Raw genomic sequence first — 25808 nt, 5'->3', positions numbered from 1 at the left:
TATCATTCGGTTGTAATTACAATTGTTGCTTGTTTTAGTCCATTCGCTTTTGCGGTCAATTCCAATCTTTCTGATTTATCTCCCGATTGTACAATAACCAGACATTTTCCTGCCAAAGCGGTATGTTTTGTCCCTTTATAAGATTCGTGACTTACCGGATCTCCGCTGCAAACACCTACAATTTTTCCATTTCCTTTTAAAGAGAAATTGATTTCGTTATTGGCATTTGGAGCAATTGTTCCTTTATCGTCTAAAATATCAACTGTGATAAATGACAAATCGTTTTTATCTGCTTTGATAGTACTTCTATCCGCTGTCAGTTTTAATTGTGAAGGATTTCCAGCTGTTGTAATTTCTTTTTCTAAAACTACTTTTCCGTTTTTACTAGAAATGGCTTTTAAGGTTCCTGCTTCAAAAGGAATTCTCCACATTACGTGCAAATCATCTCCTTTTTTACTTCGTTTTCCAACTGATTTTCTATTTACGAAAAGTTCCACCTCATCTGCATTATTGTAGTATGCCCAAACATCAACCGTTTGTCCAACTTTCCAATTCCAATGAGGAAAAACGTGAAGAACTGTTTTATTTGTCCATTCGCTTTGGTACATATAATAAACGTCTTTCGGGAAACCGGCTAAATCTACAATTCCGAAATATGAACTTACCGACGGCCATTCGTACGGAGTTGGTTCTCCAATATAATCGAAGCCTGTCCAGATGTACATTCCAGAAAGGAAATCGTGTTTTTTAATCACTTTCCAGGTTGCTTCGTGCGTTGAACCCCACGGTGCCTGAACCTGATCGTAAGCAGAAACCGTATTTCCGGGATTTCCCTCTGTAAATTTAAGATCCCATCTTACAGGCCATTTTTTTATGGTATCTGAAACCGCATCATAATAACCTCTTGTTTCTAAACCTGAAGTTGTTTCGGTTGCTATGAAAGGTGTGTTTGGGAAATTCTTTTGATGATATTCATAGGTTTGATGTGCATAATTATATCCGATTAAATCTAAAATACCAGATTTTGCAATGGCATTAAACTGGACATTCTTTTTTTCAAATTGAAGCGTTACTTCGTCAATATTCATATTTACCGGCGGATTCATTGCTGCTGTAAGCGGGCGGGTTTTATCATTAAGGCGAACAATTGCTGCCAATTCTTTGGCAATTTCAACACCAGATTCATTCCATTGTTCCGGAATTTCGTTACCAATACTCCATATAAAAATACTTGGATGATTTCGGTCGCGGCGCAATTGATCAACTAAATCTCTTTCATGCCATTTATCCCAATCATTTGCGTAATCGTATTTGGTTTTGTTTTGCTTCCACATGTCGAAAGCTTCATCCATGACAATGAAACCCATTTTATCGCAAAGGTCAAGAAGTTCCGGAGCGGGCGGATTGTGAGAAGTTCTGATTCCGTTTACGCCCATTTCTTTTAGAATTTCTAACTGACGTTCGATGGCGCGCCTGTTGATTGCAGAACCTAAAGGCCCTAAATCATGGTGCATACAGACTCCTTTTATTTTGACTTGTTTTCCGTTTAAAATAAAACCTTTGTTCAAATCAAATTTAAAATCTCTAATTCCGAAAGTGGTTTTGTATTGATCTACAACTTTATCGTCAAGCGAAATCTCCGTGACTGCTGTATATAATTCCGGTTTTTCATCTGACCATAAAATCGGATTTTCAACTTCTGCCGCTTGATTCAGAATTTGATTTTCGTTGGCATTGATGGTTATATCTTGAGTAACCGATGTTACTTTTTTATCTTCTTTAAAAATAGTGGTCGTTACCGTTGCTTTCTTACTTTCTTTGTATTGATTTTTGATTGTTGTTTCAATACTTATAGAAGCTTTCTCGGCCGTAACTTTTGGAGTTGTAATATAAGTTCCCCATTGTCCTACGTGAAGTTTATCCGTAGTTTCGATCCAAACATTTCTAAAAATTCCTGATCCGGAATACCAACGAGAATTTGGTTGTTTTGAATTGTCAACCTTAACGATGATTTCGTTGTTTTTTTCTCCGTAATTTAAATATGGAGTAAGCTCATATTGAAAGCCAATATATCCGTTTGGACGTTTTCCTAAATGATGTCCGTTTATCCAGACTTCACTATTTTTATAAACCCCGTCAAAGGTTATTGATATAGTTTTATTTATATCTAAAGAATCTATTTTGAATATTTTTTTATACCATGCTAAACCCCCATTTAGCGAGCCGCCCCCATATCCTGCTGGGCTTTTCTCATCAAATTTACCTTCTATACTCCAATCATGCGGAACATCTAAATTTCTCCATTTAGTTGAAGTACCAATTGTGTCTTTATCTGTTATACTATCATTTAAATGAAAACTCCAATCGGCATTAAAAGAGATTTTTCTTTTTGCAAAAACATCTTCTTTTTTACTGCAGGAATTCAATAGAAACATAGCAGAAAAAATGAATAGAAAAAGTCGTTTTAGGCATTTATTTTTGGTTTTCATAGATAGTAGTTTTGTGGTTTGTATAACAAATATAAACATACCGATAGGCATCTGTATTGATTACCTACCGGTAGTTTGGTTTTTATAACGGGTTAAGACTTTGGTTTATAGTGAAAAACTATTAAACAAACGCCTTCGCCGGTTCTACTTTTATCTCTGATAACTGCTAAACGTAAAGATGTTGCTGATAATTCAACTACTTTTACACTATACCAGTTGCTTACGTCTCCATAATAATCTCCTCCGTAAAGCATTTCAACACCTCCGTTAAAAGTTAGTTTGTTATTTGCAATATCAAAATTGTAAGTGCCTGATTTTGTAGTTTGCTGAGCACTTGCCAATGCGGTTTGTGTTACGCTTGTGTTGTAACCTCCGTTAAGATCAAAATGCATTTCGCCCCAGTTTTTATTTGGCATTACCCAAGAGTTGCTTGCATAATCCGGAAACCAGTTCCAGTTGTCTCCAGAAGCTGCAGGATAATCTAAACCAGCCCATCCAACAGGATCTGCCATGTTCAATTCCCATGTTTTTCCGGCTACACCGTTAGTAAGCATATTCCATCTTGGATCACTGAAATATTCTTCGTCATTTTTAGTCACTGTAACTTCAACCGGAGCTGCGTCTACAGAACCACCTCTTGTATACGCTGTGTAATAAACTGTATATTTTCCGGCAAAAGGAAATACGATTTTATCATCGCTTTTATTTGAATGTCCTAATTCATTTCCGTTGCTGTCTACATATTTCCAATACGGAATTATCGTTGGATCGGGATTATTCAATATAACTTCATTTGTGTTTGAAGGATTTTGTGTTACCGAAAACTTAAGCGTAGACGGTGTTAGAGTTACTGCCGGTAAACTATCTCTGTCTTCTACAGGTTCGCAAGAAAATAACGTTAACCCAATAGTTACTGCAGCTACTATTATATATAATATACGTTTCATAATTATTTTGTTTTAAAGTTAATTCCAGCCTGGGTTTTGCGTAATAGTTCCGTTTGAAAGTATTATCTGTGACTGAGGTAATGGAAACCAGCCTTGAGTTTCTGTTCTAAAAGTTACGCCAAACTGAGAGTCTCCTGTATTGTTATCTATAGCTTGTTTCATTGTCGACATGCCTTGTCTCAATAAATCGAAGTAACGAAGTCCTTCAAGAGCTAATTCTAACTGGCGCTCTTTCATGATGTTTGGAATATTTGCCGTTACTCTGTTGGCTGTGTTTTTGAAAGCACGATCACGAACTCTGTCTAAATCTGTTTGTGCTACCGCCGGGTTTGACTCTAAGTTTAATTCGGCTGCCATTAATAATACATCGGCAAAACGAATAATGGCATAATCCTGATAATTATCAATTTGGAAATTTCCTCCATTTGCTTCTACAACACTTACTCCTGCTGCATTAGTAATTGGACAATATTTTTTCCATGAATATCCTGTGTACTGACGCTGTTCTCTTGCCTGTGCATCAAAATTTAGATTTTCTCCAGCATAATCAATGAATGAAGCTGCTTTTCTTGTGTCAGCGGCGCTGTAAGCTGCAACCAGTTTTGGATTTACGGTTGCTCCTCCCCATCCTGTTGCATATTTTCCGATTGCTCCTCCACGCGGTGCAATGTTTACCTGAAAACGGTTTCCTTCGTGTAAATCCCAGTTTCCTTTTCCTGAACCGTTAAAACGAACAGCCCAAACCATTTCGGTATTGTCTTCTCCAACAAAATTTTCAAAAGAAGCAGCTAACCAAAGATTCGCAAAATCAGGAACTAATCCGTGGCCGCTATTGTTTACAACATCATTAATATAAGTTACTGCCTGAGATTTTGTAACTACTCCAGCCAAATCTGATTTACCATAAACTCCGGTATAGAATAAAAATGTTCTTGCCAGATAAGCTTCGGCAGCCCATTTCGTAATACGTCCGAAATTTGCATTTCCGTATTGTGAATAATTATCAGAGTTTAAATTATCTGCTGCAAATTTTAAATCGCTTGCAATTAAAGCATAGGTAACTTCCGGAGATTGTCTTGGTAATTCAAATTCACTCGTTGTTACAGTATGATCCAGCGGAATAATATCTCCAAACATTTTTGCCACTGTAAAATGGAAGTGTGCTCTTAAGAAACGAGCTTCTGCTTCATAACGCGTTTTCAAAGCAATGTTTGATCCCCATTCTACTTTATCCAGATTTTCTAATAAAATGTTGGCTCTGTAAATTCCTAAATAAGCATTTGACCAAACATCTTTATTCATGTCTTTATCAGATACATATAAAAAGCGGTCCCATTCAATATCGGCCTGACCGTCGGCAATTCCGTAACCTCCAAAACAATCATCAGAAGCCTGCTCGCTAATTAACAAAGGTCCGCCGTAAGCTTCACGCTGCAATACATCATAAACTGCAACCAATCCTTCAAAAGCATCTGATGGAGTTTTATAAAAATTCTCAGTTACTTTGTCTGTGTATGGTTCATTTTCTAAAAAATCCTCCGAACAAGCACCTAAAACAAGAAGGCTTGAAAGGGCAAATAATTTTATATATCGTTTCATTGTTTTCATAATTTAAAAGTTAACATTTAGACCCATCATGTATGTACGCGGCTGTGGGTAATATCCAACATCAATTCCTTTAGCCCAAGACTGGTTTACGTTTCCAAAACCAATTTCCGGATCCATTCCCTGATATTTTGTGAATGTGTAAATGTTATTTCCGGCAACATATAATCTGAATTTAGTGAAGAAACTAAGTTTGTTTGTAAGCTTTGTTAAGTCGCATCCAAACGTAGCATTCTTGATTCTGAAGAAATCAGAATTTTGAATATATAAATCCGAGAATTTAGTATAATTACCGTTAGCGTCAGTTCCGTAAGTAACTCTAGGAGTTCTGTTTGAAGTTCCTTCGCTTGTCCATCTGTTTAAAATATCTGTTGTATTGTTTGTATACGCACGAGTGTAGTCATGAATACCAAAAACATTTTGTCCTCCGGCTGTACCGTAAGTATTAATTGAGAAATCAAATGCTTTGTATGAAATGTCAAAGTTTACACCATACGTAATATCCGGATTCGGGTTACCAACTTGTGTTTTATCATTAGCATCAATTTTTCCATCGCCGTTTAAATCCACAAAACGAACGTCTCCCGGCTGTGCATTTGGCTGAACTCCCGCTGCAACTTCAGCCGCATTTTGGAAAATTCCATCGGTTTTTAATCCATAGAAATAACCCATCGGTTTTCCAACCTCAACACGGTTCATCTCATCTAAACCTTGAAACAATACGTTTGTTTCTCCGTGAATAATGCCTTCGTTGTTGGCAATTCTAAGTACTTTGTTTGTGTTGCGCGAAAGGTTAGCATTGATACCAAAATTCCAGTCTTTGCCAATATGATTACGATATCCTAAAGCAATCTCGAAACCTTTATTGCTTACATCTCCACCATTTATATAAGGTGCTGTTGCTCCTGCATAAGTTGGAATCGAAGCCAGAACTAACCAGTCTTTTGTTTTTTTATCGTAATAATCGAATGTCAAAGTAAAGTTGTTAAACAACACAGCATCAAAACCTAAATCTAACTGTTCTGAAGTTTCCCATTTTAAATTGCGGTTTGCTAACTGGTCCGGGCTTGAACCTACTAATAAAGTTTCATCTCCAGTTCCGAAATGATAGGTTTTATCTGTTGAGTTTACTGTAGACATATAAGCAAAACGTCTTGCAAACTGGTCATTACCGTTTTGTCCCCAGCTTCCTCTAAGTTTTAAAGTATTTAAACCATTTTTTTCTGAGAATAAAAATCCAAGGAAATTTTCTTTGTCAACATTCCATCCTGCAGAAAAAGATGGGAAAACTGCATATTTGTTATTTGGACCAAATTCCGAAGAACCATCACGACGAACCGTTGCAGAAAACAAATATTTATTATTGTAATCGTACAATAAACGTCCGAAGTAAGACTGAATTGCATAATCTTTACGATTTCCTTTTACCACATTTGATGTCGGATCTTTTGCATTGTCAAGATAAGCGTGGGCAAAATCATCAAAAATCAAGTTTCTTCCTTGTCCTTCCATATAATCAGAAGTATTCTTTTTTGCCGATGTACCTACTAAGACATCAAAATTATGAGCGTTTGCAACAGTAATTTTGTATTGAAGTGTGTTTTCAAAAATCCATCCTGAACTTTTTGTAGCACTTTGCGTAACGCTCGAAACTGTATTATTATCATTTGAAGAAAGAGAATAAACAGGTCTGAAAGAACGATAATTACTATCCGTCATATCAACACCAAAACTTGTTCTGAACGTAAAATCTTTTAAGAATTTTAATTCTGCAAAAACGTTCCCTACATAACGATTGTTCTTCGTTTGATTAAAGTTGTTATAGTATAAAGATCCAACCGGGTTGCTGATATCTGCTGAAATAACTGAATGAGCAAAATCTCCATTGGCATCATACGCTGCATCAATTGGAGCTGCGTTTAAGAAACTTCTAATACCATTGCTGTAAATTCCGTCATCAGCAATTCCGCTGCTTTTTACATTTGCAAAAGTGAAGTTTTCTCCAATTTTTAAATGATTTTCAATCACTTCTGAAGTTGAATTCACACTAAAAGTAATACGATCATATTGTGATTGATTTGCTATACCGCCAATCATTCCTTCTTGTCCGTAGTATGATAATCCCGTTGCAATAGTCGATTTTTTATCTCCACCTGTAATCAAAAGTGAATGATTTTGCTTGATCGCACCTTCATTAAATAAATCATCCTGCCAGTCGTGATTAGGAAATGCAGCAATTTGAGCCTGAGTATACAATGGCGCATAACCTGAATTTATACGTGCTTCGTTTGCAATGGTTGTGTATTCCTGTGTATTCATTAAATCCAGTTTTTTAGCAACCTGCTGAAAACCTGTATATGAATTAAGCGAAACATTCATTTTTCCGTCTTTTCCTTTTTTGGTTGTTACCAAAATAACTCCGTTTGCTGCTCTGGCACCGTAAATAGAAGCAGCCGAAGCATCTTTAAGAACGTCCACCCTTTCAATAACCGACGGATCAAGATATCCAATTCCGTTATCAACCACAACACCGTCAACCACATAAAGCGGATCACTGTTTCCGGCCGTTCCCGCACCACGAATGTTTACTACCATGTTTGCACCAGGCTGACCAGAAGATGACGTTACAGAAACTCCCGAAGCCTGACCTTGTAAAGCATTTACAACATCAAGACTCGCAACCTGCTGAATGTCTTTTCCTGAAACTAATGAAGTTGCGGCAGTATTTACTTTTTTCTTTTGTGTACCGTAACCAATCACTACAATTTCTTTTAACTCTGCAGTTTCTTCCTGCATCGTAACATTGATTGTTTTTTGAGTTCCTACTGTTACTTTCTGTGTTTTAAATCCGATAAAAGTAAAAACAAGAACGTCTCCGGTTTTTGCTTCTATTTTATAATTCCCGTCAAAATCGGTTGCGGCGCCAATTTTTGTTCCTTCAACTGCAACAGTTGCGCCCGGAACTCCCATTCCGTCAACAGCCGATGTTACAGTTCCACTCACAGATCGGGATTGTGCCTGAGCAAAAGCCGACTGCATCATAAATAAGCCAAACAACATAGTCGTGCAAAACGAGAGCATTGTTGTTTTAATCCAATATTTGCTTTTCATAGTAAAAGAGTTGGTTTAAATTAAGTTAGTTGTAGTTTATATAATCAAGTGTAGTTTCATTTCTTTAAAAAATTACCTCATTCTGCTATTTCAAAACATCATCACTTTAAACTTATAGTCATTTTGAAAATATCTTATGGTAATTTTGACTACAAGTGTAAAACTTTTTTTCTATTTTAGCAAAATATTAAGGTTATTTTTTTTCTATTCGGATTTATAAGGATTCATTTTTATCAATTTGGCAAGAAGAAAGATTAAAACGAAATAAAAAATATCAAAAAAATAGCGCCGCAGCTTTTTGACAATCAACCATTTAAAGAATTTAGGTTCTGAAATGATTTTTAATTCACAATTTCAAGCGACTGATTATCAATTTTTTGATCTGTTAAAAAAATATTAAGTAATCAAAAAGACAGTTATGCATTTTATTTGTTTAATTTGTCAAAATTTATTTCGCATATGGATAATAAAGTAGATGCCGGCTCTGCAGCAAAAAGCGAACAAAATGCAATGAATGCAATCACGATTGACTGCGTTATTTTTGGTTTTGATGAAGGAAGCCTGGAAGTGCTTTTGGTCCAGCACGCAGAAGGTATCAGTAAAGGAAAATGGGGTCTTCCCGGCGGATGGATTTATAAAAGAGAAAGTACTGATGATGCTGCGCATCGTTTATTAAATGAACTTACGGGACTTGATAATATATACCTGGAGCAGTTAAAAGCGTTTGGAGATCCGGATCGTTTTCCGCTTCGACGCGTTATTACGATAGGATATTATGCTCTTGTAAAAAGAGAAGATTATAATATTAAAGCTGGTTTTACGGCTTCTGATGCTAAGTGGTATAAAATCAATACTATTCCTGATTTAATTTACGATCATAATGAAATCTTATCTTACAGTATAAAAAATCTTAGAAACCGTGTTCGTCAGGCGCCAATTGGTTTTAATCTTCTGCCAGAAAAATTTACTTTATTGCAGTTAATGCAACTTTATGAGGAAATTCTTGGCGTTGAAATGGATAAATCTAATTTCCGCAGAAAAATTCTGCATATGAAATTATTAGTGGCTTTAGATGAAAAGCAGCAGGATGTTTCGCATCGCGCTGCAAAACTATACAAGTTCGATCCCGAAATTTACAAGAAACTTACTGAAAAAGGATTTAATTTTGAATTTTAATGCCATTTCCATCTCCAAAACATATTACTGAAACGGATACCGTCGTAACCGCTGATAAAAAGGTAGTTATAGACGGCATAAGTATCGATTGTGTTATTTTTTCATTTGATAAAAAAAATCTTGAAGTTCTTTTAGTACAGCATGCCGAAGGAGAAAGTATTGGGAAATGGGGACTTCTCGGCGGCAATTTACAACTTAAAGAAAGTGTCGATGATGCTGCCCTTCGAATATTGTATGAACTCACGAGTCTTGATAATATTTATCTGGAACAGCTAAAAGCATTTACTGATCCTGATCGTGTAAAAACCGAAAGAGTTATAACGATTGGATATTATACATTACTAAATCGGGAAGATTATAACATTAAGGCAAGCAATTCGGTAATTGAAGCGAAGTGGTATAAGATTAAAGAAGTTCCTGAACTCATTTTTGATCATAATGAAATTTTAGATTTTAGTTTGATGCAGCTTAGAAACCGCGTACGTCAGGCGCCAATTGGTTTTAATCTTCTGCCGGAAAAATTTACTTTATTACAGCTGATGCATCTTTATGAAGAAATCCTTGGGATTGAGTTAGATAAATCAAATTTTCGCAGAAAAATTCTGCATATGAAATTATTAGCTGCTTTAGATGAAAAACAGCAGGATGTTTCGCACAGAGCCGCAAAGCTCTATAAATTTGATGCCGAAATTTACAAGAAACTTACTGAAAAAGGATTTAATTTTGAGTTTTAAACTAAAAATTGATTCCTGCTGTTTAACTATAAGCCAGACATCATTCCAGAATCCAAAACTTTGCGCTATCTTTGCCCCTTAATAAATGCTATGAAACAATTGTTATAGCGTAATTTACATCTCAAAAAATACTTAAACTCGTTAGAGAACTGATATATTAAAATGAAGAAGATTCGTAATTTTTGCATTATTGCACACATTGACCACGGTAAAAGTACATTGGCTGACCGATTATTGAGCGCGACCCAAACTGTTTCGGCACGTGAAGAAAAAGCACAATTGCTTGACAACATGGACTTGGAGCGCGAGCGTGGAATTACTATTAAAAGTCACGCCATTCAAATGGAGTATACTTACAAAGGTGAAGAATATATTCTGAACTTAATTGATACTCCGGGTCACGTTGACTTTTCATACGAGGTTTCGAGATCTATTGCTGCCTGCGAAGGTGCGCTTTTGATTGTTGATGCGGCACAAAGTATTCAGGCGCAGACTATTTCGAACTTGTATTTAGCTTTAGAGAATGATCTTGAAATTATTCCGGTTTTAAATAAAGTAGATTTACCAAGTGCAAACCCTGAGGAAGTTAGTGACGATATTATTGATTTACTAGGATGCAAATTAGAAGATATTATTCACGCATCTGGAAAAACAGGTTTTGGTGTTGAAAATATTTTGGCAGCTATTATCGAAAAAATCCCAGCTCCAAAAGGAAATCCGGAAGAACCGTTACAGGCTTTGATTTTTGACTCGGTTTATAATCCATTCCGTGGTATTGAGGTAATTTTTAGAGTTGTAAATGGTGAAATCAAAAAAGGTCAGAAAATTAAATTCATGGCAACAGATAATGAATATTTTGCTGATGAAATTGGAACTTTAAAATTAAATCAGGTTCCTAAAAATGTGGTTTCTGCCGGAGATGTTGGTTATTTGATTTCCGGAATTAAAGAAGCCCGTGAAGTAAAAGTTGGTGATACAATTACGGATGCCAAAGTTCCGACTACGAATATGATTACGGGTTTTGAGGACGTAAAACCAATGGTATTTGCCGGAATTTATCCTGTTGATACTGAAGATTATGAAGATTTACGTTCGTCAATGGAAAAATTACAATTGAATGACGCTTCGTTAGTATTTACTCCTGAAAGTTCTGCTGCATTAGGATTTGGTTTCCGCTGCGGATTCTTAGGAATGCTTCACATGGAAATTATCCAGGAACGTTTAGAGCGTGAGTTTGATATGACTGTAATTACAACGGTTCCTAACGTTTCGTATTTGGCTTATACTAAGAAACACCCAGAAACGCCAATCGTTGTAAATAACCCATCTGATTTACCTGAACCTTCAAAACTTGACAGAGTTGAAGAGCCATTTATAAAAGCTACTATTATTACAAAATCTGATTTCGTTGGAAACGTAATGAGTTTATGTATCGAAAAACGTGGTTTAATTACTAATCAAACGTATTTAACAACTGAAAGAGTTGAGTTGAATTTTGATATGCCTTTGGCGGAAATTGTATTCGATTTTTACGATCGTTTAAAAACAGTTTCTAAGGGTTATGCTTCTTTTGATTACTCTCCTATCGGAATGAGAACTTCGAAACTGGTTAAACTTGACGTTCTTTTAAATGCACAAACTGTCGATGCACTTTCTGCATTGATTCACGAAGACAACGCTTACAATATCGGTAAAAAAATGACTGAAAAATTACGCGAGTTGATTCCAAGACAGCAATTCGACATTCCGATTCAGGCTGCAATCGGGGCAAAAATTATCGCTCGTGAAACGATCAAAGCACTTCGTAAAGACGTTACCGCAAAATGTTACGGTGGAGATATTTCGCGTAAGCGTAAACTTCTTGAGAAACAGAAAAAAGGTAAAAAACGTATGCGTCAGGTAGGAAACGTTGAGATTCCACAAGAGGCTTTTATGGCTGTTTTGAAACTTAACGACTAAGTTTTATTTTAGAAGAAAGAATAAAGAGAATAGAATTACAGATAAAACCCGATGACATTAAGTCATCGGGTTTTTTGTTTTTATGCTGATGGTTTGGTAAAAGACCAGCCAGCCGTAACAAGATCGTTAACGAATTGATTTGTTTCTGCACCATCTTTCATTGTATATATTCCATTATTGTTTGTGTAAGTTTCGGTCAATTTTGGAGCAATCAAAACCGCTCCGATAAAAATTCCAAAAAGCCCAAAAACAATTGAGAAAGGATTAAAACCAAAAAATAAGTAAATTATAAAAATTAAAACAGATGCAGATATTCCCAAACTAACCCAATTTGCTTTGCTTTGTGTTGAGATATGGATTTTTTTACAAGATGAGCATCGCGGTACTCCAATTGTTATTGCTGAGTATTTTACAGATCTGTAAACAATAAGATTTGTTCTGTCATTAGTTGCATAAAGAGCTACAAAACAACAGTCATCCATACTTTCCATTTTTGCTTCTCCGCAATAAGTACATTCTTTTTCAAGAGGTTCAAATCTCTTTTCGTATTCATTGAAAGTGTAGTTCTCAATCATATAAATTACTTTTAAAACTTAATAAATATTTTATTTCTATAATAGTTTTCAAAAATACCTTTTTCATATTTTAAAAATTAAAAAACATTAGGTTTTAATTTGTTTGTGGATTTACAGGACGTAGACACACCACAGTACATCTACACAAAGTATATCTTCAACAGTAAAAACCAATAAATCTGTCCTAATTTGGAACAAACTTCTTATTTATTTAAACTCTGAACCTTTGTATCTTTGAACCTCTGAACCTCAAAAGAAAAAAATGCTCGACGAAAGCCCAAAACGATTTGACCGAATTGTTGCCATTCTGATTCAATTACAATCTAAAAAAATTGTAAAAGCACAGGAATTGGCCGATCGTTTTGACTGTAGTCTCCGAACTATTTACAGAGATATTAGAACTCTCGAAGCTTCCGGAGTTCCTATTTACAGTGAAGCCGGAGTTGGTTATGCTTTGATGGAAGGTTACAGACTTCCGCCCGTAATGTTCACGCGCGAAGAAGTAAGCAGTTTTATTGCTGCCGAAAAACTAATGCAGAAATTTACCGATCCTTCATTGGGAACACATTATGCGTCGGCGATGTATAAACTGAAAGCAGTTTTGAGAAGCAACGACAAAGATTATCTTTCGAACATCGAATCGAGAATTGTCATGCAGGATGCAGAACCAATGTTTAATGATAATTCGCCAAATACTCTGGCTGTTCTTTTTGAGGGAATTGCAGAGAAAAAACAAATTCTTTTGACATATAAAACTTTTGACAAAGACGAAACCACTCAACGTAATCTCGAGCCTGTAGGAGTTTTTCATGATAATAATAACTGGTATTTTTTAGGATACTGCCATCTTAGAAAAGATTATCGGCAGTTTAGAACCGACAGAATTCAGGGAATAAAAAAAACTGATGTTGATTTTACGATCGAACATGATGCTCTGGAAACCTATTTAACTAAAAATCAAACCGAAACCTTCCCAACAACAAAAGTTCGTATTTTAATTGACCGCAAAATAGCTAGATATTTAGCAACTGAGAGAAAATATCATGGTTTTATTTCTCAAATAGAAATTGACGAAAAAATCGAAATGACTTTTATGTCAAGAGATATTAATAATGCATTTCCACGATGGTTTTTAATGTTTGGTGATTATGCAGAGATTCTGGAACCTGAAATATTAAAAACCAACGTTTTGAAATTATTGGAAATCAACAAACAAAGGCTTTTATAAAAAAACTCCCTCGAAGATTATCTTTGGGAGTTTTTTGTTTTTATTTCTGTTTTACGACATTGTAAAAATTATAATCGGTATTTGAGGCATCAGTAATTCCTATATTTCGACCCATTGTTACAATCTGGCCCCGATGATAAGTCCCGTGATTGATAACCTGGATTAAATAATCAGAAATTGGCAGTTCGCATTCAAACCACGGATTGCTGATTTTAACTTCTTTGACTAAATCTTCTTCGGATAATGAATTGATAAGATGTTTCAATTTTGTAGATGAATTTAATAACCCTGCAAAAATTTCTTCTTTAGACAATTCATTTTCTGGCTTTTTTTCAGACATCTCAGTTTCAGAAATAACAGAAAACCAATATTCTTCTGTAGACCAAATATGATCCAGAGTTTTTACAATAGTTGAAAAACTCGAAGGGACTTCTGCATAAAGTAATTCATCAGCTTTTGGTGAAAGCCAATTAACGAATTGCTGGTTTACCCATAAATTATAATCTGCATAATTGGTCATTATCTTTTTTAAACTCATAGCCCTTAATTTTACATTTCTTCAATAAAGTTACAATTTTATCAGATTATCTTTCCCAAAAAAATGGCGGTTCGATATTTAAAGCTCTTAAATACACATACGCCTGTCCGCGGTGGTGTACTTCATTATCAATAAAATATAAGATATTTTGAATGATTGGGAATTCATACTGCCCGAAAAGATTAAAGTTTTCACTAAAATCTTCTATTGATAATTGTGACCAGTATTCATTGATTTCAGCAGTCGCTTCATCCCATTTTTCAAGATATTGCGCTTTAAAAATCAGTTTTTCTTCTCCTTCTGAGAATGGTGCGGTTTCTTTAGTTACAATTCCTTTCAAACCTGGAACTGCGATAGCTAAAAGTTCATCAATCAATTTTGCAAAAGGACGCATTCCGCCAATCGAAAATTCGAAGAAATCTTTCTCTGGAAACAATTCAATTAACCGACGTGTTAATGCTCTGTGTCCCTGCCAGTGTTTTAATAAATCTTCTGAAGTAATTACTTGTGCTTCTAATGTTTTCATGATTTTTAAGTTTTAAAATTTCTATACTTCAAAAGTAAAATGGGCTGGTGACAACAGTTTGTCAGCAGGAAAAAAATATTTTTAAAAATATTTTTTTCCTGCTGTAGAGACGTATGTAGAGACGCACTGCAGTGCGTCTCACATAACGTAACCCCATTTTTTAAACCAATACGATTACCATTCTTTGCGTAGACGCACTGCGGTGCGTCTCTACAAATAAACATGCCTCAGAATCTTAGCATCTTTAAAAAAAACCTTTGTACCTTTGCCCTTCATAAACTTTGGAACTGAAAAAAATGATCGAAGATAAAAATCCACAGCGTACCAGCATAGCACAATTAGGCGAGTTTGGCTTAATTGACCACTTAACACGAAATTTTAATATCACACAACAATCTACTTTAAAAAGTATTGGTGACGATGCAGCTGTTCTTGATTTTAAGGATAAAAAAGCAGTTGTTTCTACAGATTTATTAATAGAAGGCGTTCATTTTGATTTGGCTTATATGCCATTGAAACATTTAGGTTATAAAGCAGTTGTAGTAAACCTGTCTGATATTTGCGCGATGAATGCAAAACCAACTCAAATTACGGTTTCTGTTGCAGTTTCTAATCGTTTTCCGTTAGAAGCATTAGAAGAATTATTTGAAGGTATTACACATGCTGCAAAAGAATATAAAGTAGATGTTATTGGCGGCGATACAACCTCATCTCAAAAAGGGTTAATTATCAGCATTACAGCAATTGGCGAAGCTGATGAAAATGAAATCGTTTATAGAAACGGCGCAAAACATACTGATTTATTAGTAGTAACCGGAGATATTGGAGCGGCATATATGGGATTGCAGGTTTTAGAACGCGAAAAACAGGTTTTTCAGGTAAATCCTAACAGCCAGCCAGATTTAGATCCTTATACATATTTGGTCGAAAGACAATTGAAACCGGAAGCCCGAACTGACGCACGTACGCTTTTGCATGCTCTTGAAATAAAACCAACTTCGATGATTGATATTTCTGACGGACTATCTTCGGAAATTATTCATTTGTGCAAACAATCAAAAGTGGGTTGTAATTTATATGAAGATAAACTACCGCTTGATCCGCAGTTTATTTCGACTTGTGAAGAGTTTAATATCGACAGTACAACCGTTGCGATTAATGGTGGTGAGGACTATGAACTCCTTTTTACGATTGACATTAATGATTTTGATAAAATTAAAGGAAATCCAAACTTTTCAATTATTGGCCATATGACCGAAGAAAATGAAGGAATACATCTTGTAACCCGTGCGAACACAAAAATCGCTTTAAAATCACGCGGATGGGACGCCTTGAGTGAATAAATTTAAAAAAACTCAAATAAAAAATTCCAAATTCCAAAACGAATAGTGTTATTGGAATTTGGAATTTTTTTATTTTGGAATTTCACATCTAAAAAAGTCCTTTGCTTTTGGCTTCTTTTACCAAATCATCATCAGAACCAGAACGTATTTTAAGTAATTCTTTAAGGCTTCCCCTGCGTTTTTCAATTTCGATTAATGAAATCGGAATATATTGAGGCATTTCGGTTACTTCTGTTCCTTTTGATAAGTGAAACAAAATTTGTTTATCAAACTCATCGATTTCTATTGAATTATGAGGTGACTGGTTTAACATTTTAACGACAGACTGACTGTAATATTTTTCGTTTTTCATTACTTTATCAAAGGCAAAAAGCAGTTCATCAAAAGTTAAATCATTTTTAATAATTAATCCGTTTGGGTTAATTGTTCTTATGATTGTTTTAATTTTGAGCAGTTCTGTATACATTGTCAATAATACAATCTTACAATACGGCATTTTTTTCATGATTAGTTTTGCCAGATCTTCGCCGGAAAAAAGATTTTTTTCTTCGTAAGCCGGCATACTGATGTCCAAAAAAGCAATTTCAAACTGAGGTGTATTTTCATCTTCCAGCAAATCATAAGCCGATTTACAATCGTGTGCCTGTGCTATTATAAAATCATATTCGTTAGGATTATAACGTGTTATTGCATTTTTATATCCTTCGATGATAAAAGGATGATCATCAACGATTAAGATATTTGGCTGAATTAATTCCGAATTTGGGGCTTTGAAATTAAGTATCATTTGTCTGTAGATTAATTTTTTGATCTATTGGAACTTTTACAATCAGGAGTGTTCCTTCTCCTTTTGCAGATTTTATAGCAACTGTACCTTTGCATTCTGCCGCTCTGTATTCGATATTATGCAATCCAATTCCGTTTTTGGCTCGTTTTGTATTAAAGCCTATTCCGTCATCCATAATAGACAAAACCAAATGATCTATTTCGCTTTTAAATTCTACTTTAATCGTATCTGCTTTTGCATATTTATTACAATTTTGAAGGGCTTCCTGAACAATTCGGTACAAATTGATTTTGACCATATTGTTTACAAGATCCCATTTTATATGAGAATCAAAAGAAGTCACGAGTTTTGACGGATATGTATTCCTTTGATTATCAAATAGTTTTTTTAAAATTACGACAAAGTTATTTATTAATTCTGATTTTTCTCTATTTAAATCATGAGAAATTTCCCTAATATCTTCTTCGATATGTTTTAATTCTGCAAGATATTTTTTTCGTTTTGCAGCAGCTTGCTCTTCATCCATTTTATCCAAACTGTCCAAACTGATTCTAATTCCGAACATTCTTCCCAGAACGCCGTCGTGTAATTCCTGCGCCACTTTTTTCTTTTCTTTGATTCGGGTGGACTCAATTTCATTTTGCTGCGAAATCATCAAATTATAAATATCTTCATTTGCAATTTGCTGTTGTTGTTTAAAAAGTAATTCGCGATTTTTTGCCTGCTGTGTTTTATAGACATAGAAAAACAAGCCCAGCAAAGTACAAATACTAAAAACATAAATAAGCGTTTTATTCTTTTCTTGTAAACTGGAATTTTGATCTTTTATTTCATTGGTTTCATATTCTATACGAGAGAATTTTTCTCCCATTTTACGTTCTGCTTTTAACATTTTGTCATTCAGCTGAATGTATTCTTTAGAATATTTAGAAGCATTTTTGGGATCGACAATAGCGGTTTGTTTTAGTGCTTCTAATGTATTAATCAATTTACTGCTTGTTCGGGATAAAGCTAAAGCTTGTTTTGAGAATTGTAATGCTTTAAAAGTATCTCTTTTAAATGCAAAATATTCAGACAAATGTATTTTACTCGAAACCACTCCGGATGTAAGATCAAGACTGTCTCGTATTTTTAAAGATTCATAAAACAAATCGGGTAATTTATTTGATTCTTTTAGTTTGAATTTGGCATAACCAAGATTATCAAGCAAAATTGCATATAAACTAGCCCTGTCTTCAAACAGATTATCTTCTTTTAAACCTTTTTCAAAAAAATCTTTTGCCTGTTTATAATTCTCCATTTTCAGATATATAAAGCCTACATTATTCAACGAAGCAGCTTTATACTGAAATATCGAGGGTATCGATTTGTCTTCCAGCGTTTTTAAGGCTTTATTTTGAAATTCGAGGGCTTTTGTATACTCTTCTCTTTCATTATATAATATTCCTAGCAAATTATAACTTTCATAATAAAGATCATTAGCCTTTTGTAGTTTTTTCAAACTGCTTAAAGCTTTAAAAACGGCTATTTCACTTTCAAAAAAATCGCCTTCATTATACTGCAGACTTGCTTTATTTAAAAATGTTTTTGCCAGATTATAATGGTCATTCAATTTCAAATACAGTTTTTCTGCTTTATAATAACTCATAAACGCACTATCCGAAATGGACTGAGATGCATAATAATCGCCCAAATATGTATAAGCTTTGGCCATATGCAGAGAATCTTTAGATTTATGAGCCCGGTCTAATATCAGCTTAGTGGTTTGCAAATAATCTTTCCAGTCGCTCATATTATAATAACGATTAGCGACTCTAAAAAGATTTACTTTATTAAGCGAATCATCTTTCTGGTTTAGAATTATGTTTAATGCTTTTTGATTGTATTTCTGTTTAATATTTAAAGGAAGATTATTTTCATTTGCTAATGAAAGATAGGTAGAAAGACTGTCTACTGACGAAATTGTATTTTTATCTAATCTTGTTTTCTGGTTACAAGCCATAAAAACAAAGACTAGAAGTAATAGTATTTTACAATTTTTTTTCAATTGCGATTTTGTGTTTTCATCAAAAATACTAAAACTATTCACACAAAAAAAAAGCTGCCAAAAAATTGGCAGCCTCGATGCTTATTAAAAATGTAGTTAGTCTACTTTTTTATCAGATCCGATAGATTGATTAACACTTGAAAAATCTAATTGTTTGTCATTTTTTAATGATTGATGAAAATCATGTTTCTTTTGTCCTCCTGTTGCTCCTCCGTCAATTGGCATTACTATATTTGAATCTTCGTTGAAAGCAGTAGCTGAAGTTGTTGGGTTTGCAAATGAAGTTGCTGCTGCTACTAAAGAAAATAATCCGAATGTTAAAGCTGTCTTTTTCATAACTTAATGTTTTAATTTTGATTTTTTTATTTGGGGTCTTGATTGCTTTGTGAGCTAATCTGGGTGTAAAACTACTACCCTAATCTAAAAAAATCTATATGAAAAAATAGCTTCGTGGTGAAACATACCCAATTGATAGTCAATGGATACCAAATTTATGTAATTGCTTAATTACTAGACTTCTAAGTAATTTCCTGCAGAAAAATCAGCGATAATTAGGTCAACGTTTGATTTATAGGTTTTCGAAAAAGGAATCTTTTTTGTGGAGTTTTTTATGTAACAAACTGAGTTTCCGTTATGAATTCTTGCAATGTAGTTTCGATTAATAATATAACTGTTATGAATTCGAATAAAAGGATAACTTAAAACCTGTTCAAAATGCTTTAATGTCTTAAAAGCGGTTATCATATCACCATTATTCAAATAAATATCTGTCGAGTTATTATCTGCCTGAAAATACGAAATATCATCAGCGTTTAAATAACGATGATCGCCATACGATTTTATGCAGATTATAAGCGGTTTTTGTATTTGCTGCTGTATATTTTGATCTAATATAACGGTCGGTATATTTTCTTGTTTAAAAACAGGAATTTCCGGCATTGTTGTATTTTCTGGCTTTATATCCGGAGATTGCTTTTCTTTTGGGTCTAGAAATGTCTTTTCGAACTTTAAAAGTGTTTTTACTAAATCTACATGCGTTAAAGGTTTTATGATGTAATCAAAAACATTGTATTGAATCGCTTCAAAAGCCAGATCTTTTCTGGTTGTTGTTATAATGATTTTAGGAATTACAGTTAAATAACGGTATAATTCGCCAATAAATGAAAGTGATAAATTGCTGGATGTCTCTTCAGAATCAATTTCTAAAAAAACAAACGAAGGCCGATGTTCTAAAACCAAATTAAGCCCCTGAAGATAATTCGTGGCCGAGGCTATAAAAGTCAATTCCGAAAACCCTTCTGCAACGATTCTGGTTTTCAAAACACTTTCGGCGTCATTGTCAACAATAATGTACGAATACTTTTTCAATGCTGGTTTTATTGTTTTTTTACGGATTTGCGGTAATTATCGCTTCATCAATTTTTTTTTAAATTTATCTAAGTATAAATGCCCAATTAAAATTACGCAATTCAAACGTCTAAACGTTTCATTGTTAATATATTAAAAGTGAATATTGATATATACAGACAAAGTGCATAAATATTCGACAAAATACATTTTATTTTAAATTAAAAAAATCCCAAACTCCTCAGCGGAATTTGGGATTTATATCTTGTTGATTTTAAAAATTACATTTTCATCAACCAGTTTTTCATCGAAACTTCATTTTCAATAATACCTCTTAACTCAGATATCTTAACGCGATCTTGTTTCATTGTATCTCTGTGACGAATAGTTACTGTTTCATCTTCAAGAGTTTGATGATCTACTGTAATACAGAACGGAGTTCCTAATGCATCTTGTCTTCTGTAACGACGACCTACAGCATCTTTTTCATCATAAGTAACATTGAAATCCCATTTTAAATCTTCGATGATTTTTTTAGAAATTTCCGGTAATCCATCTTTTTTAACTAATGGTAAAACTGCTGCTTTTGTTGGTGCTAAAACTGCCGGTAGTTTTAGAACTGTTCTTTCAGAACCATCTTCTAAAGTTTCTTCCTGCAATGATGTTGCAAAAACTGCTAAGAACATACGATCAAGACCTACAGACGTTTCTACTACGTATGGCACATAGTTTTCGTTTAATTCAGGATCAAAATATTGAAGTTTTCTTCCTGAATATTCTTCGTGCGCTTTTAAGTCAAAATCTGTACGAGAGTGAATTCCTTCTAATTCTTTGAAACCGAATGGAAAGTTGAATTCAATATCTGCAGCTGCGTTTGCGTAATGCGCTAATTTTTCGTGATCGTGAAAACGGTAATTTTCTTTTCCTAATCCTAAAGATAAATGCCAGTTTAAACGCGTTTGTTTCCAGTGCTCGTACCATTTCATTTCTTCTCCCGGACGTACAAAAAACTGCATTTCCATTTGTTCAAATTCTCGCATACGGAAAATGAATTGTCTTGCAACGATTTCATTTCTAAACGCTTTACCCGTTTGAGCAATTCCAAAAGGAACTTTCATACGACCTGATTTCTGAACATTTAAAAAGTTTACGAAAATACCCTGCGCTGTTTCAGGACGTAAATATAAATCCATTGCATTTTCTGCAGATGCACCTAATTTAGTTCCAAACATTAAGTTAAACTGCTTAACATCTGTCCAGTTTTTAGACCCAGTTTCAGGATCAGCAATTTCAAGCTCTTCGATTAAAGCTTTTACATCGTCTAAATCTCCATTCCCTAAAGAGCGTCCTAAACGCTCTCTGATTTCTCTTTCTCTGGCTAAATATTCAATTACGCGGGCATTTGTAGTTACAAATTCCTGTTCGTTGAACGCATCACCAAAACGAGCTTTTGCTTTGTCAATTTCTTTTTGCGCTTTTTGGTGAATTTTTTCAGCAAAATCTTCAACTAAAACGTCTGCTCTATATCTTTTTTTAGAATCTTTATTATCAATTAACGGATCATTGAAGGCATCGACGTGGCCTGAAGCTTTCCAGGTTGTTGGATGCATTAATATTGCAGCATCAAGGCCGACAATATTTTCATTCATCTGAACCATTGATTTCCACCAATATTCACGGATATTCTTTTTTAATTCGACACCGTTTTGTGCATAATCATATACTGCACTTAAACCGTCGTAAACTTCGCTTGACGGAAAAATAAATCCGTACTCTTTTGCGTGCGAAACCACATTCTTAAATATATCTTCTTGTTTTGCCATAGTAATGCAAAAATATAAAAAGTACTTATAAAAAAAAGAAAAATAAAAAAGATTGAAGTTCAAATTTGGTTATTTTTGTAACTAAATTCTTTCTATTTGTGTTTAATTTTATAATTGATCTGTTTTTTCCAAAAGTCTGTTCCGGATGCCGTTCTGTTTTGATGACAAATGAATTTGTTTTATGCACCAATTGTCGTCACGAATTACCTCTTACTCAACATTATTTAGATTCAAACAATGATGCCGTTAAAAAATTTTACGGCAAGATTGAAACCGAACATGTTTCTGCTTTTATTTATTTCAATAAAAAAGGAATAGTTCAGGAACTCATTCATAACCTGAAATATAAAGGTCATGAAGAAATTGGAGTTGTTTTAGGAAATTGGTATGTTGAAGATTTGAAAGAATTAAAACTTGAAAATCCTTTTGACGCCATAATTCCGGTTCCATTGCATCCTCGGAAATTTAAGGAACGTGGTTACAATCAGGTTACCACTTTTGGAAAGGCTTTGGCTGAAGGTTTAAAAATCCCTTATAATGATTCTGTTTTATACCGAAAGAAATACTCTAAAACACAATCGAAAAAAAATCTTTTAGGAAGATCTGAAAACATCGAGAATATCTTTGATGTAACCTCAACAGAAGAAAATCAAAACAAACATTTTCTAATTGTTGATGATGTTTTAACAACCGGCGCTACACTCGAAGCATGTTCAAGAGCATTATTAAAAATTCCAGGAGCAAAAATCAGCATTGTTTGTATGGCGATGGCAAACTCTTAGAGTAAAATTCTAATTAAAAAAGAAATTCCAAATTCCAAAACTGAATTGCTTATGGAATTTGGAATTTGTGTATTGATGTTTAATAATCTTTAGTTCACTATTATTTTCTTAACGGTTCTTTTGTTTCCATCAACAACCGTTACTAAATACATTCCTGACGATACATTTGGCAATTGAATATTTTGATTAAAATCTCCCGAAGTTTCAAAAGTTTTTGAATACACATTTTTACCTAAAACATCATGTACATATACTTTTACTTCATTTGACTCGCTTGCAAACTGAACGGTAAAACTTCCTTTATTTGGATTTGGATAAAGGGTAAAATTGATGTTTTCGAAATCATCTGTACCTAAAGTAAAAGCCTGAGTGCAAATATTTATCGAAGCTGAATTTATAGTTCCAAACATTCCTGAAACAGCATCACGAACTCTAAAAGTCCATGTTCCTGCCGGATTTTGGCCATTAAAGACAACTAAATCTTGTGCCGGAATCACGATTTGTTCTGTCGTTTTGGTACAATCTAAGGCACTTCCCGAATCATCAAACTGAAGAGCCAGAGTTGAACTGGTTCCGCCGCATGATTTATTATACAATTTTACAATTGTTCCCTGCGGATTTACAATTTGAATTTCTAAATCAGATAATCTTGTATGCGTAACATTTACAGAAACATTTACATCTGAAATATTACCTGATGCAGATGGAACGCTTACCGTTTTTGAAGTATAACTTGTTGAATATGGAATACTAAAAGCGTTTCCGAAACTGTATGTATTACAAGTTGTTGTTGATGTATATCCTATTGCAAACGGTTTGTTGTTTAAAGCGTAATAAATATTTGCCGTTGGCTCAATAAGAAGCCTGCAATTTGTCGATGATGCAATACTAGCTGGAAGTGTAATAACTTCTGAACCATCATTTGCAGTGTTAGCCGCCAAAGTCGTTGGAAATGTCAAACCTCCATCCGTCGACAATTTAATATTTACCGTTGATGAACCCTGCAGAGTATTAGTATTATTGACACTCCAGCTAACGGTTTGTGCTGTTCCCTGCTGCCAGCTTACATCATTAGAACTATGAGATGTTATGGTAAATGGTCCGGCTGTGGTTACAACATTTACAGCCATGGCATCGGTATTTGTTTGTGCAGTTCCCAATGCCGCATTATCTCTTCCTGTTAAAGTAAAATTTAATGTTCTGGCAATAGAAGAAACAGATTCCCAAGTGGTCGTTAATTTATTTTGAAGTACCGAATTAAAATCTGGCATGTATCGAATTGGTGAACTACCCGGAGCTACTGATCTAAACAAAGGTCCGTCTGGTTTTGTGGCATATGCAACACTATTAACTCCTGCGGTTGTAGTAGCATTGTCATATTCTTCCCAATTGTATGTAATCGTATCTCCTTCAGGATCAGATCCGCTTCCTCTTAAAACAAAAGGAGTACTAATTGGAATCGTATAATCGCTACCTGCATTTATTACAGGAGGATTGTTTGTTAAAGCCACACTTACCGGACAGCTTTTCCCGGCAAGTGTATTTTGAATTTGAAGAATACTTGCATAAGCAAAATAATCATCGGAGTTATTTTGTATATCATAATCACCTGTAACTCCCGCATATCCCATAATTGTAGAACCACTTCCCGGCTCAACATTTACAGAAGTTCTTTCGCTTGAATCATAAGAGAAAGTATGGTTAGCACCTAATTGATGTCCGAATTCATGTATTACAAAATCAATATCAAAAGTATCGCCCTCCGGCCTTCCATCTGAAGGAGATGTGTAAGCGCTTCCTTTTGCTAATGGATCTCCCGTAGTTGGATTTGTACAAATACAGCCGATACAGCCAGCGTTTCCACCTCCGCCAGAAGCTCCAAATAAGTGTCCAATATCATAATTGTTATTACCAATTGTAGTTGTTAAAGCCGTTTGAACTTCCTGATTCCAGGCCCCATCTGCACCGGCAGAAGCATTAGAATAAGGATCTGTAGAAGCATCCGTATAAATTACAGCATCATTGTTGGCAATTAAAACTAATTTTATTACCAAATCTTTATTGAAAATTCCGTTTACTCTTGTCATTGTAGCATTCATACCCGCTAATGCTCCGGCTTTTGTTCCACCAAAATAAGTAGTGTATTCTCCGGTACAGGATAATGCTAAACGCAGTGTTTTAAAAACTTTATTGTTTGAAGCTGTTTTAGCCGTTTTCGAAGTTTTATTATCTAGAACTGCATCTAAAGTTTTACATTCTAATTTTAGTTTTGAAGCCGCATCTTTTGATGAAAACAAAACATATTCACTCTTGTTATCTGGATTTTCTTCAATAAATTCAGTGGCTTTATCTACTCTTAAAACCATAGTCTGAATTCCTCTTGGAGAAAGACTAAAATGAATTTTTGCCGATTTATCATCTAAACCACTTCCTTCATATGCTCTGATTTCAGGATATTTTGCCTGCAGTTCCGGATCAAAATTTGAAGATTCCCAAACCTTAAATCTTTCCAAAATACCTTGTGAATTAGGAATCGTAATTTCTACTGTACTGCTTAATGAGGATTTCTCAGCTGTAGCTAGTTTAGCACTTAAAGATTCGGCATTCAATTTATAATACAATTTTTCCGAATCGGATAAAGCCGTTTTTTTATTTAAAGCTGAAACTGAATTGATTTTCTGCCATAAGTCGTCACTTTGGGCATGAATTTTTAGGAATGAAAAGAGTATCAGGAAATAAAGTAATGGTTTCTTCATGCTTAGTGATATTTTTTACAGAATCAAATTTAGTC

Annotated in this window: 19 protein-coding genes; 6 read left to right on the top strand and 13 right to left on the bottom strand. The window is 34.4% G+C overall.

Features of this window, described 5'->3' with window-relative positions:
- Positions 1–2: 2 nt before the first annotated feature.
- From BUC29_RS09205 to BUC29_RS09190, 4 genes are all read right to left on the bottom strand, one after another.
- The gene (locus BUC29_RS09205; protein WP_073415525.1) at positions 3–2489 is read right to left on the bottom strand and encodes a glycoside hydrolase family 2 TIM barrel-domain containing protein; all 2487 of its coding nucleotides are present in this window, start codon (positions 2487–2489) and stop codon (positions 3–5) included.
- Between the two features lie 92 nt (positions 2490–2581).
- A complete protein-coding gene (locus BUC29_RS09200) occupies positions 2582–3436 on the bottom strand; it encodes a hypothetical protein (RefSeq protein ID WP_073415523.1) in 855 nt (284 codons plus the stop codon).
- A gap of 18 nt (positions 3437–3454) precedes the next feature.
- Complete coding sequence (locus BUC29_RS09195; protein ID WP_073415998.1) at positions 3455–5035, bottom strand: RagB/SusD family nutrient uptake outer membrane protein; 1581 nt, start codon at positions 5033–5035, stop codon at positions 3455–3457.
- Between the two features lie 12 nt (positions 5036–5047).
- A complete protein-coding gene (locus BUC29_RS09190; protein ID WP_073415521.1) occupies positions 5048–8152 on the bottom strand; it encodes a SusC/RagA family TonB-linked outer membrane protein in 3105 nt (1034 codons plus the stop codon).
- Between the two features lie 459 nt (positions 8153–8611).
- Between BUC29_RS09190 and BUC29_RS09185 the strand changes: the two genes are divergently transcribed.
- The 3 genes from BUC29_RS09185 to lepA all read left to right on the top strand — a co-directional run bounded on the left by BUC29_RS09185 (position 8612) and on the right by lepA (position 12021).
- The gene (locus BUC29_RS09185; RefSeq protein WP_073415519.1) at positions 8612–9328 is read left to right on the top strand and encodes an NUDIX hydrolase; all 717 of its coding nucleotides are present in this window, start codon (positions 8612–8614) and stop codon (positions 9326–9328) included.
- Positions 9328–10062 carry an NUDIX hydrolase gene (locus tag BUC29_RS09180; RefSeq protein WP_073415517.1) on the top strand — a complete coding sequence of 245 codons (735 nt, stop codon included), beginning with the start codon at positions 9328–9330 and terminating at the stop codon, positions 10060–10062. Before BUC29_RS09185 ends, BUC29_RS09180 begins: the two co-directional genes overlap by 1 nt.
- 162 nt (positions 10063–10224) lie before the next feature.
- The gene (lepA, locus tag BUC29_RS09175; RefSeq protein WP_073415515.1) at positions 10225–12021 is read left to right on the top strand and encodes a translation elongation factor 4; all 1797 of its coding nucleotides are present in this window, start codon (positions 10225–10227) and stop codon (positions 12019–12021) included.
- Between the two features lie 80 nt (positions 12022–12101).
- Here lepA and BUC29_RS09170 read toward each other — a convergent pair whose 3' ends face one another.
- The gene (locus BUC29_RS09170; RefSeq protein ID WP_073415513.1) at positions 12102–12596 is read right to left on the bottom strand and encodes a hypothetical protein; all 495 of its coding nucleotides are present in this window, start codon (positions 12594–12596) and stop codon (positions 12102–12104) included.
- A gap of 262 nt (positions 12597–12858) precedes the next feature.
- Here BUC29_RS09170 and BUC29_RS09165 point away from each other — a divergent pair, with 262 nt between their 5' ends.
- The gene (locus BUC29_RS09165; RefSeq protein ID WP_073415511.1) at positions 12859–13824 is read left to right on the top strand and encodes a helix-turn-helix transcriptional regulator; all 966 of its coding nucleotides are present in this window, start codon (positions 12859–12861) and stop codon (positions 13822–13824) included.
- Between the two features lie 40 nt (positions 13825–13864).
- Here BUC29_RS09165 and BUC29_RS09160 read toward each other — a convergent pair whose 3' ends face one another.
- Together BUC29_RS09160 and BUC29_RS09155 are read right to left on the bottom strand one after the other, a co-directional pair.
- Positions 13865–14362 (bottom strand): DinB family protein, encoded by a 498-nt coding sequence (locus BUC29_RS09160; RefSeq protein ID WP_073415509.1) that lies wholly within the window; start codon positions 14360–14362, stop codon positions 13865–13867.
- A gap of 46 nt (positions 14363–14408) precedes the next feature.
- Complete coding sequence (locus tag BUC29_RS09155) at positions 14409–14888, bottom strand: DinB family protein (protein WP_073415507.1); 480 nt, start codon at positions 14886–14888, stop codon at positions 14409–14411.
- Between the two features lie 296 nt (positions 14889–15184).
- On the opposite strand from BUC29_RS09155, the gene thiL reads away from it, so the two are divergent.
- Positions 15185–16231 (top strand): thiamine-phosphate kinase, encoded by a 1047-nt coding sequence (thiL, locus tag BUC29_RS09150; protein WP_073415505.1) that lies wholly within the window; start codon positions 15185–15187, stop codon positions 16229–16231.
- Positions 16232–16319: 88 nt separating this feature from the next.
- Here the strand turns inward: thiL and BUC29_RS09145 are convergent, their stop codons facing one another.
- The 5 genes from BUC29_RS09145 to BUC29_RS09125 all read right to left on the bottom strand — a co-directional run bounded on the left by BUC29_RS09145 (position 16320) and on the right by BUC29_RS09125 (position 22235).
- The gene (locus BUC29_RS09145; RefSeq protein WP_073415503.1) at positions 16320–17018 is read right to left on the bottom strand and encodes a response regulator; all 699 of its coding nucleotides are present in this window, start codon (positions 17016–17018) and stop codon (positions 16320–16322) included.
- On the bottom strand, positions 17008–19020 hold the full coding sequence (locus BUC29_RS09140) for a tetratricopeptide repeat-containing sensor histidine kinase (protein ID WP_073415501.1): 2013 nt from the start codon (positions 19018–19020) through the stop codon (positions 17008–17010). Before BUC29_RS09140 ends, BUC29_RS09145 begins: the two co-directional genes overlap by 11 nt.
- A gap of 141 nt (positions 19021–19161) precedes the next feature.
- Positions 19162–19401 carry a hypothetical protein gene (locus BUC29_RS09135; protein WP_073415498.1) on the bottom strand — a complete coding sequence of 80 codons (240 nt, stop codon included), beginning with the start codon at positions 19399–19401 and terminating at the stop codon, positions 19162–19164.
- Positions 19402–19575: 174 nt separating this feature from the next.
- Positions 19576–20433 carry a LytR/AlgR family response regulator transcription factor gene (locus BUC29_RS09130; protein ID WP_073415496.1) on the bottom strand — a complete coding sequence of 286 codons (858 nt, stop codon included), beginning with the start codon at positions 20431–20433 and terminating at the stop codon, positions 19576–19578.
- Between the two features lie 260 nt (positions 20434–20693).
- On the bottom strand, positions 20694–22235 hold the full coding sequence (locus BUC29_RS09125; RefSeq protein ID WP_073415494.1) for a glycine--tRNA ligase: 1542 nt from the start codon (positions 22233–22235) through the stop codon (positions 20694–20696).
- Positions 22236–22396: 161 nt separating this feature from the next.
- On the opposite strand from BUC29_RS09125, the gene BUC29_RS09120 reads away from it, so the two are divergent.
- Positions 22397–23017 (top strand): ComF family protein, encoded by a 621-nt coding sequence (locus BUC29_RS09120; RefSeq protein WP_073415996.1) that lies wholly within the window; start codon positions 22397–22399, stop codon positions 23015–23017.
- An 89-nt stretch (positions 23018–23106) separates the two neighbouring features.
- On the opposite strand, the gene BUC29_RS09115 is transcribed toward BUC29_RS09120, so the two are convergent.
- The gene (locus tag BUC29_RS09115; RefSeq protein WP_073415492.1) at positions 23107–25773 is read right to left on the bottom strand and encodes a reprolysin-like metallopeptidase; all 2667 of its coding nucleotides are present in this window, start codon (positions 25771–25773) and stop codon (positions 23107–23109) included.
- Positions 25774–25808 lie beyond the last annotated feature (35 nt).

The sequence above is a fragment of the Flavobacterium defluvii genome (genome assembly GCF_900129555.1).
GTDB classification, from domain to species: domain Bacteria; phylum Bacteroidota; class Bacteroidia; order Flavobacteriales; family Flavobacteriaceae; genus Flavobacterium; species Flavobacterium defluvii.
The sequence above is the reverse complement of the archived record's forward strand: the minus strand, read 5'-3'. Positions and strand labels throughout refer to the sequence as shown.

Bases quoted from the DNA above. Each gene is read 5' to 3' on its own strand.
- BUC29_RS09165 (WP_073415511.1), top strand. From the start codon at position 12,859: ATGCTCGACGAAAGCCCAAAACGATTTGACCGAATTGTTGCCATTCTG.
- BUC29_RS09200 (WP_073415523.1), bottom strand. From the start codon at position 3,436: ATGAAACGTATATTATATATAATAGTAGCTGCAGTAACTATTGGGTTA.
- BUC29_RS09145 (WP_073415503.1), bottom strand. From the start codon at position 17,018: ATGATACTTAATTTCAAAGCCCCAAATTCGGAATTAATTCAGCCAAAT.
- BUC29_RS09115 (WP_073415492.1), bottom strand. From the start codon at position 25,773: ATGAAGAAACCATTACTTTATTTCCTGATACTCTTTTCATTCCTAAAA.
- BUC29_RS09125 (WP_073415494.1), bottom strand. From the start codon at position 22,235: ATGGCAAAACAAGAAGATATATTTAAGAATGTGGTTTCGCACGCAAAA.
- BUC29_RS09160 (WP_073415509.1), bottom strand. From the start codon at position 14,362: ATGAGTTTAAAAAAGATAATGACCAATTATGCAGATTATAATTTATGG.
- BUC29_RS09170 (WP_073415513.1), bottom strand. From the start codon at position 12,596: ATGATTGAGAACTACACTTTCAATGAATACGAAAAGAGATTTGAACCT.
- BUC29_RS09135 (WP_073415498.1), bottom strand. From the start codon at position 19,401: ATGAAAAAGACAGCTTTAACATTCGGATTATTTTCTTTAGTAGCAGCA.
- BUC29_RS09190 (WP_073415521.1), bottom strand. From the start codon at position 8,152: ATGAAAAGCAAATATTGGATTAAAACAACAATGCTCTCGTTTTGCACG.
- BUC29_RS09120 (WP_073415996.1), top strand. From the start codon at position 22,397: ATGACAAATGAATTTGTTTTATGCACCAATTGTCGTCACGAATTACCT.
- lepA (WP_073415515.1), top strand. From the start codon at position 10,225: ATGAAGAAGATTCGTAATTTTTGCATTATTGCACACATTGACCACGGT.
- BUC29_RS09185 (WP_073415519.1), top strand. From the start codon at position 8,612: ATGGATAATAAAGTAGATGCCGGCTCTGCAGCAAAAAGCGAACAAAAT.
- BUC29_RS09195 (WP_073415998.1), bottom strand. From the start codon at position 5,035: ATGAAACGATATATAAAATTATTTGCCCTTTCAAGCCTTCTTGTTTTA.
- BUC29_RS09180 (WP_073415517.1), top strand. From the start codon at position 9,328: ATGCCATTTCCATCTCCAAAACATATTACTGAAACGGATACCGTCGTA.
- thiL (WP_073415505.1), top strand. From the start codon at position 15,185: ATGATCGAAGATAAAAATCCACAGCGTACCAGCATAGCACAATTAGGC.
- BUC29_RS09205 (WP_073415525.1), bottom strand. From the start codon at position 2,489: ATGAAAACCAAAAATAAATGCCTAAAACGACTTTTTCTATTCATTTTT.
- BUC29_RS09140 (WP_073415501.1), bottom strand. From the start codon at position 19,020: ATGGCTTGTAACCAGAAAACAAGATTAGATAAAAATACAATTTCGTCA.
- BUC29_RS09155 (WP_073415507.1), bottom strand. From the start codon at position 14,888: ATGAAAACATTAGAAGCACAAGTAATTACTTCAGAAGATTTATTAAAA.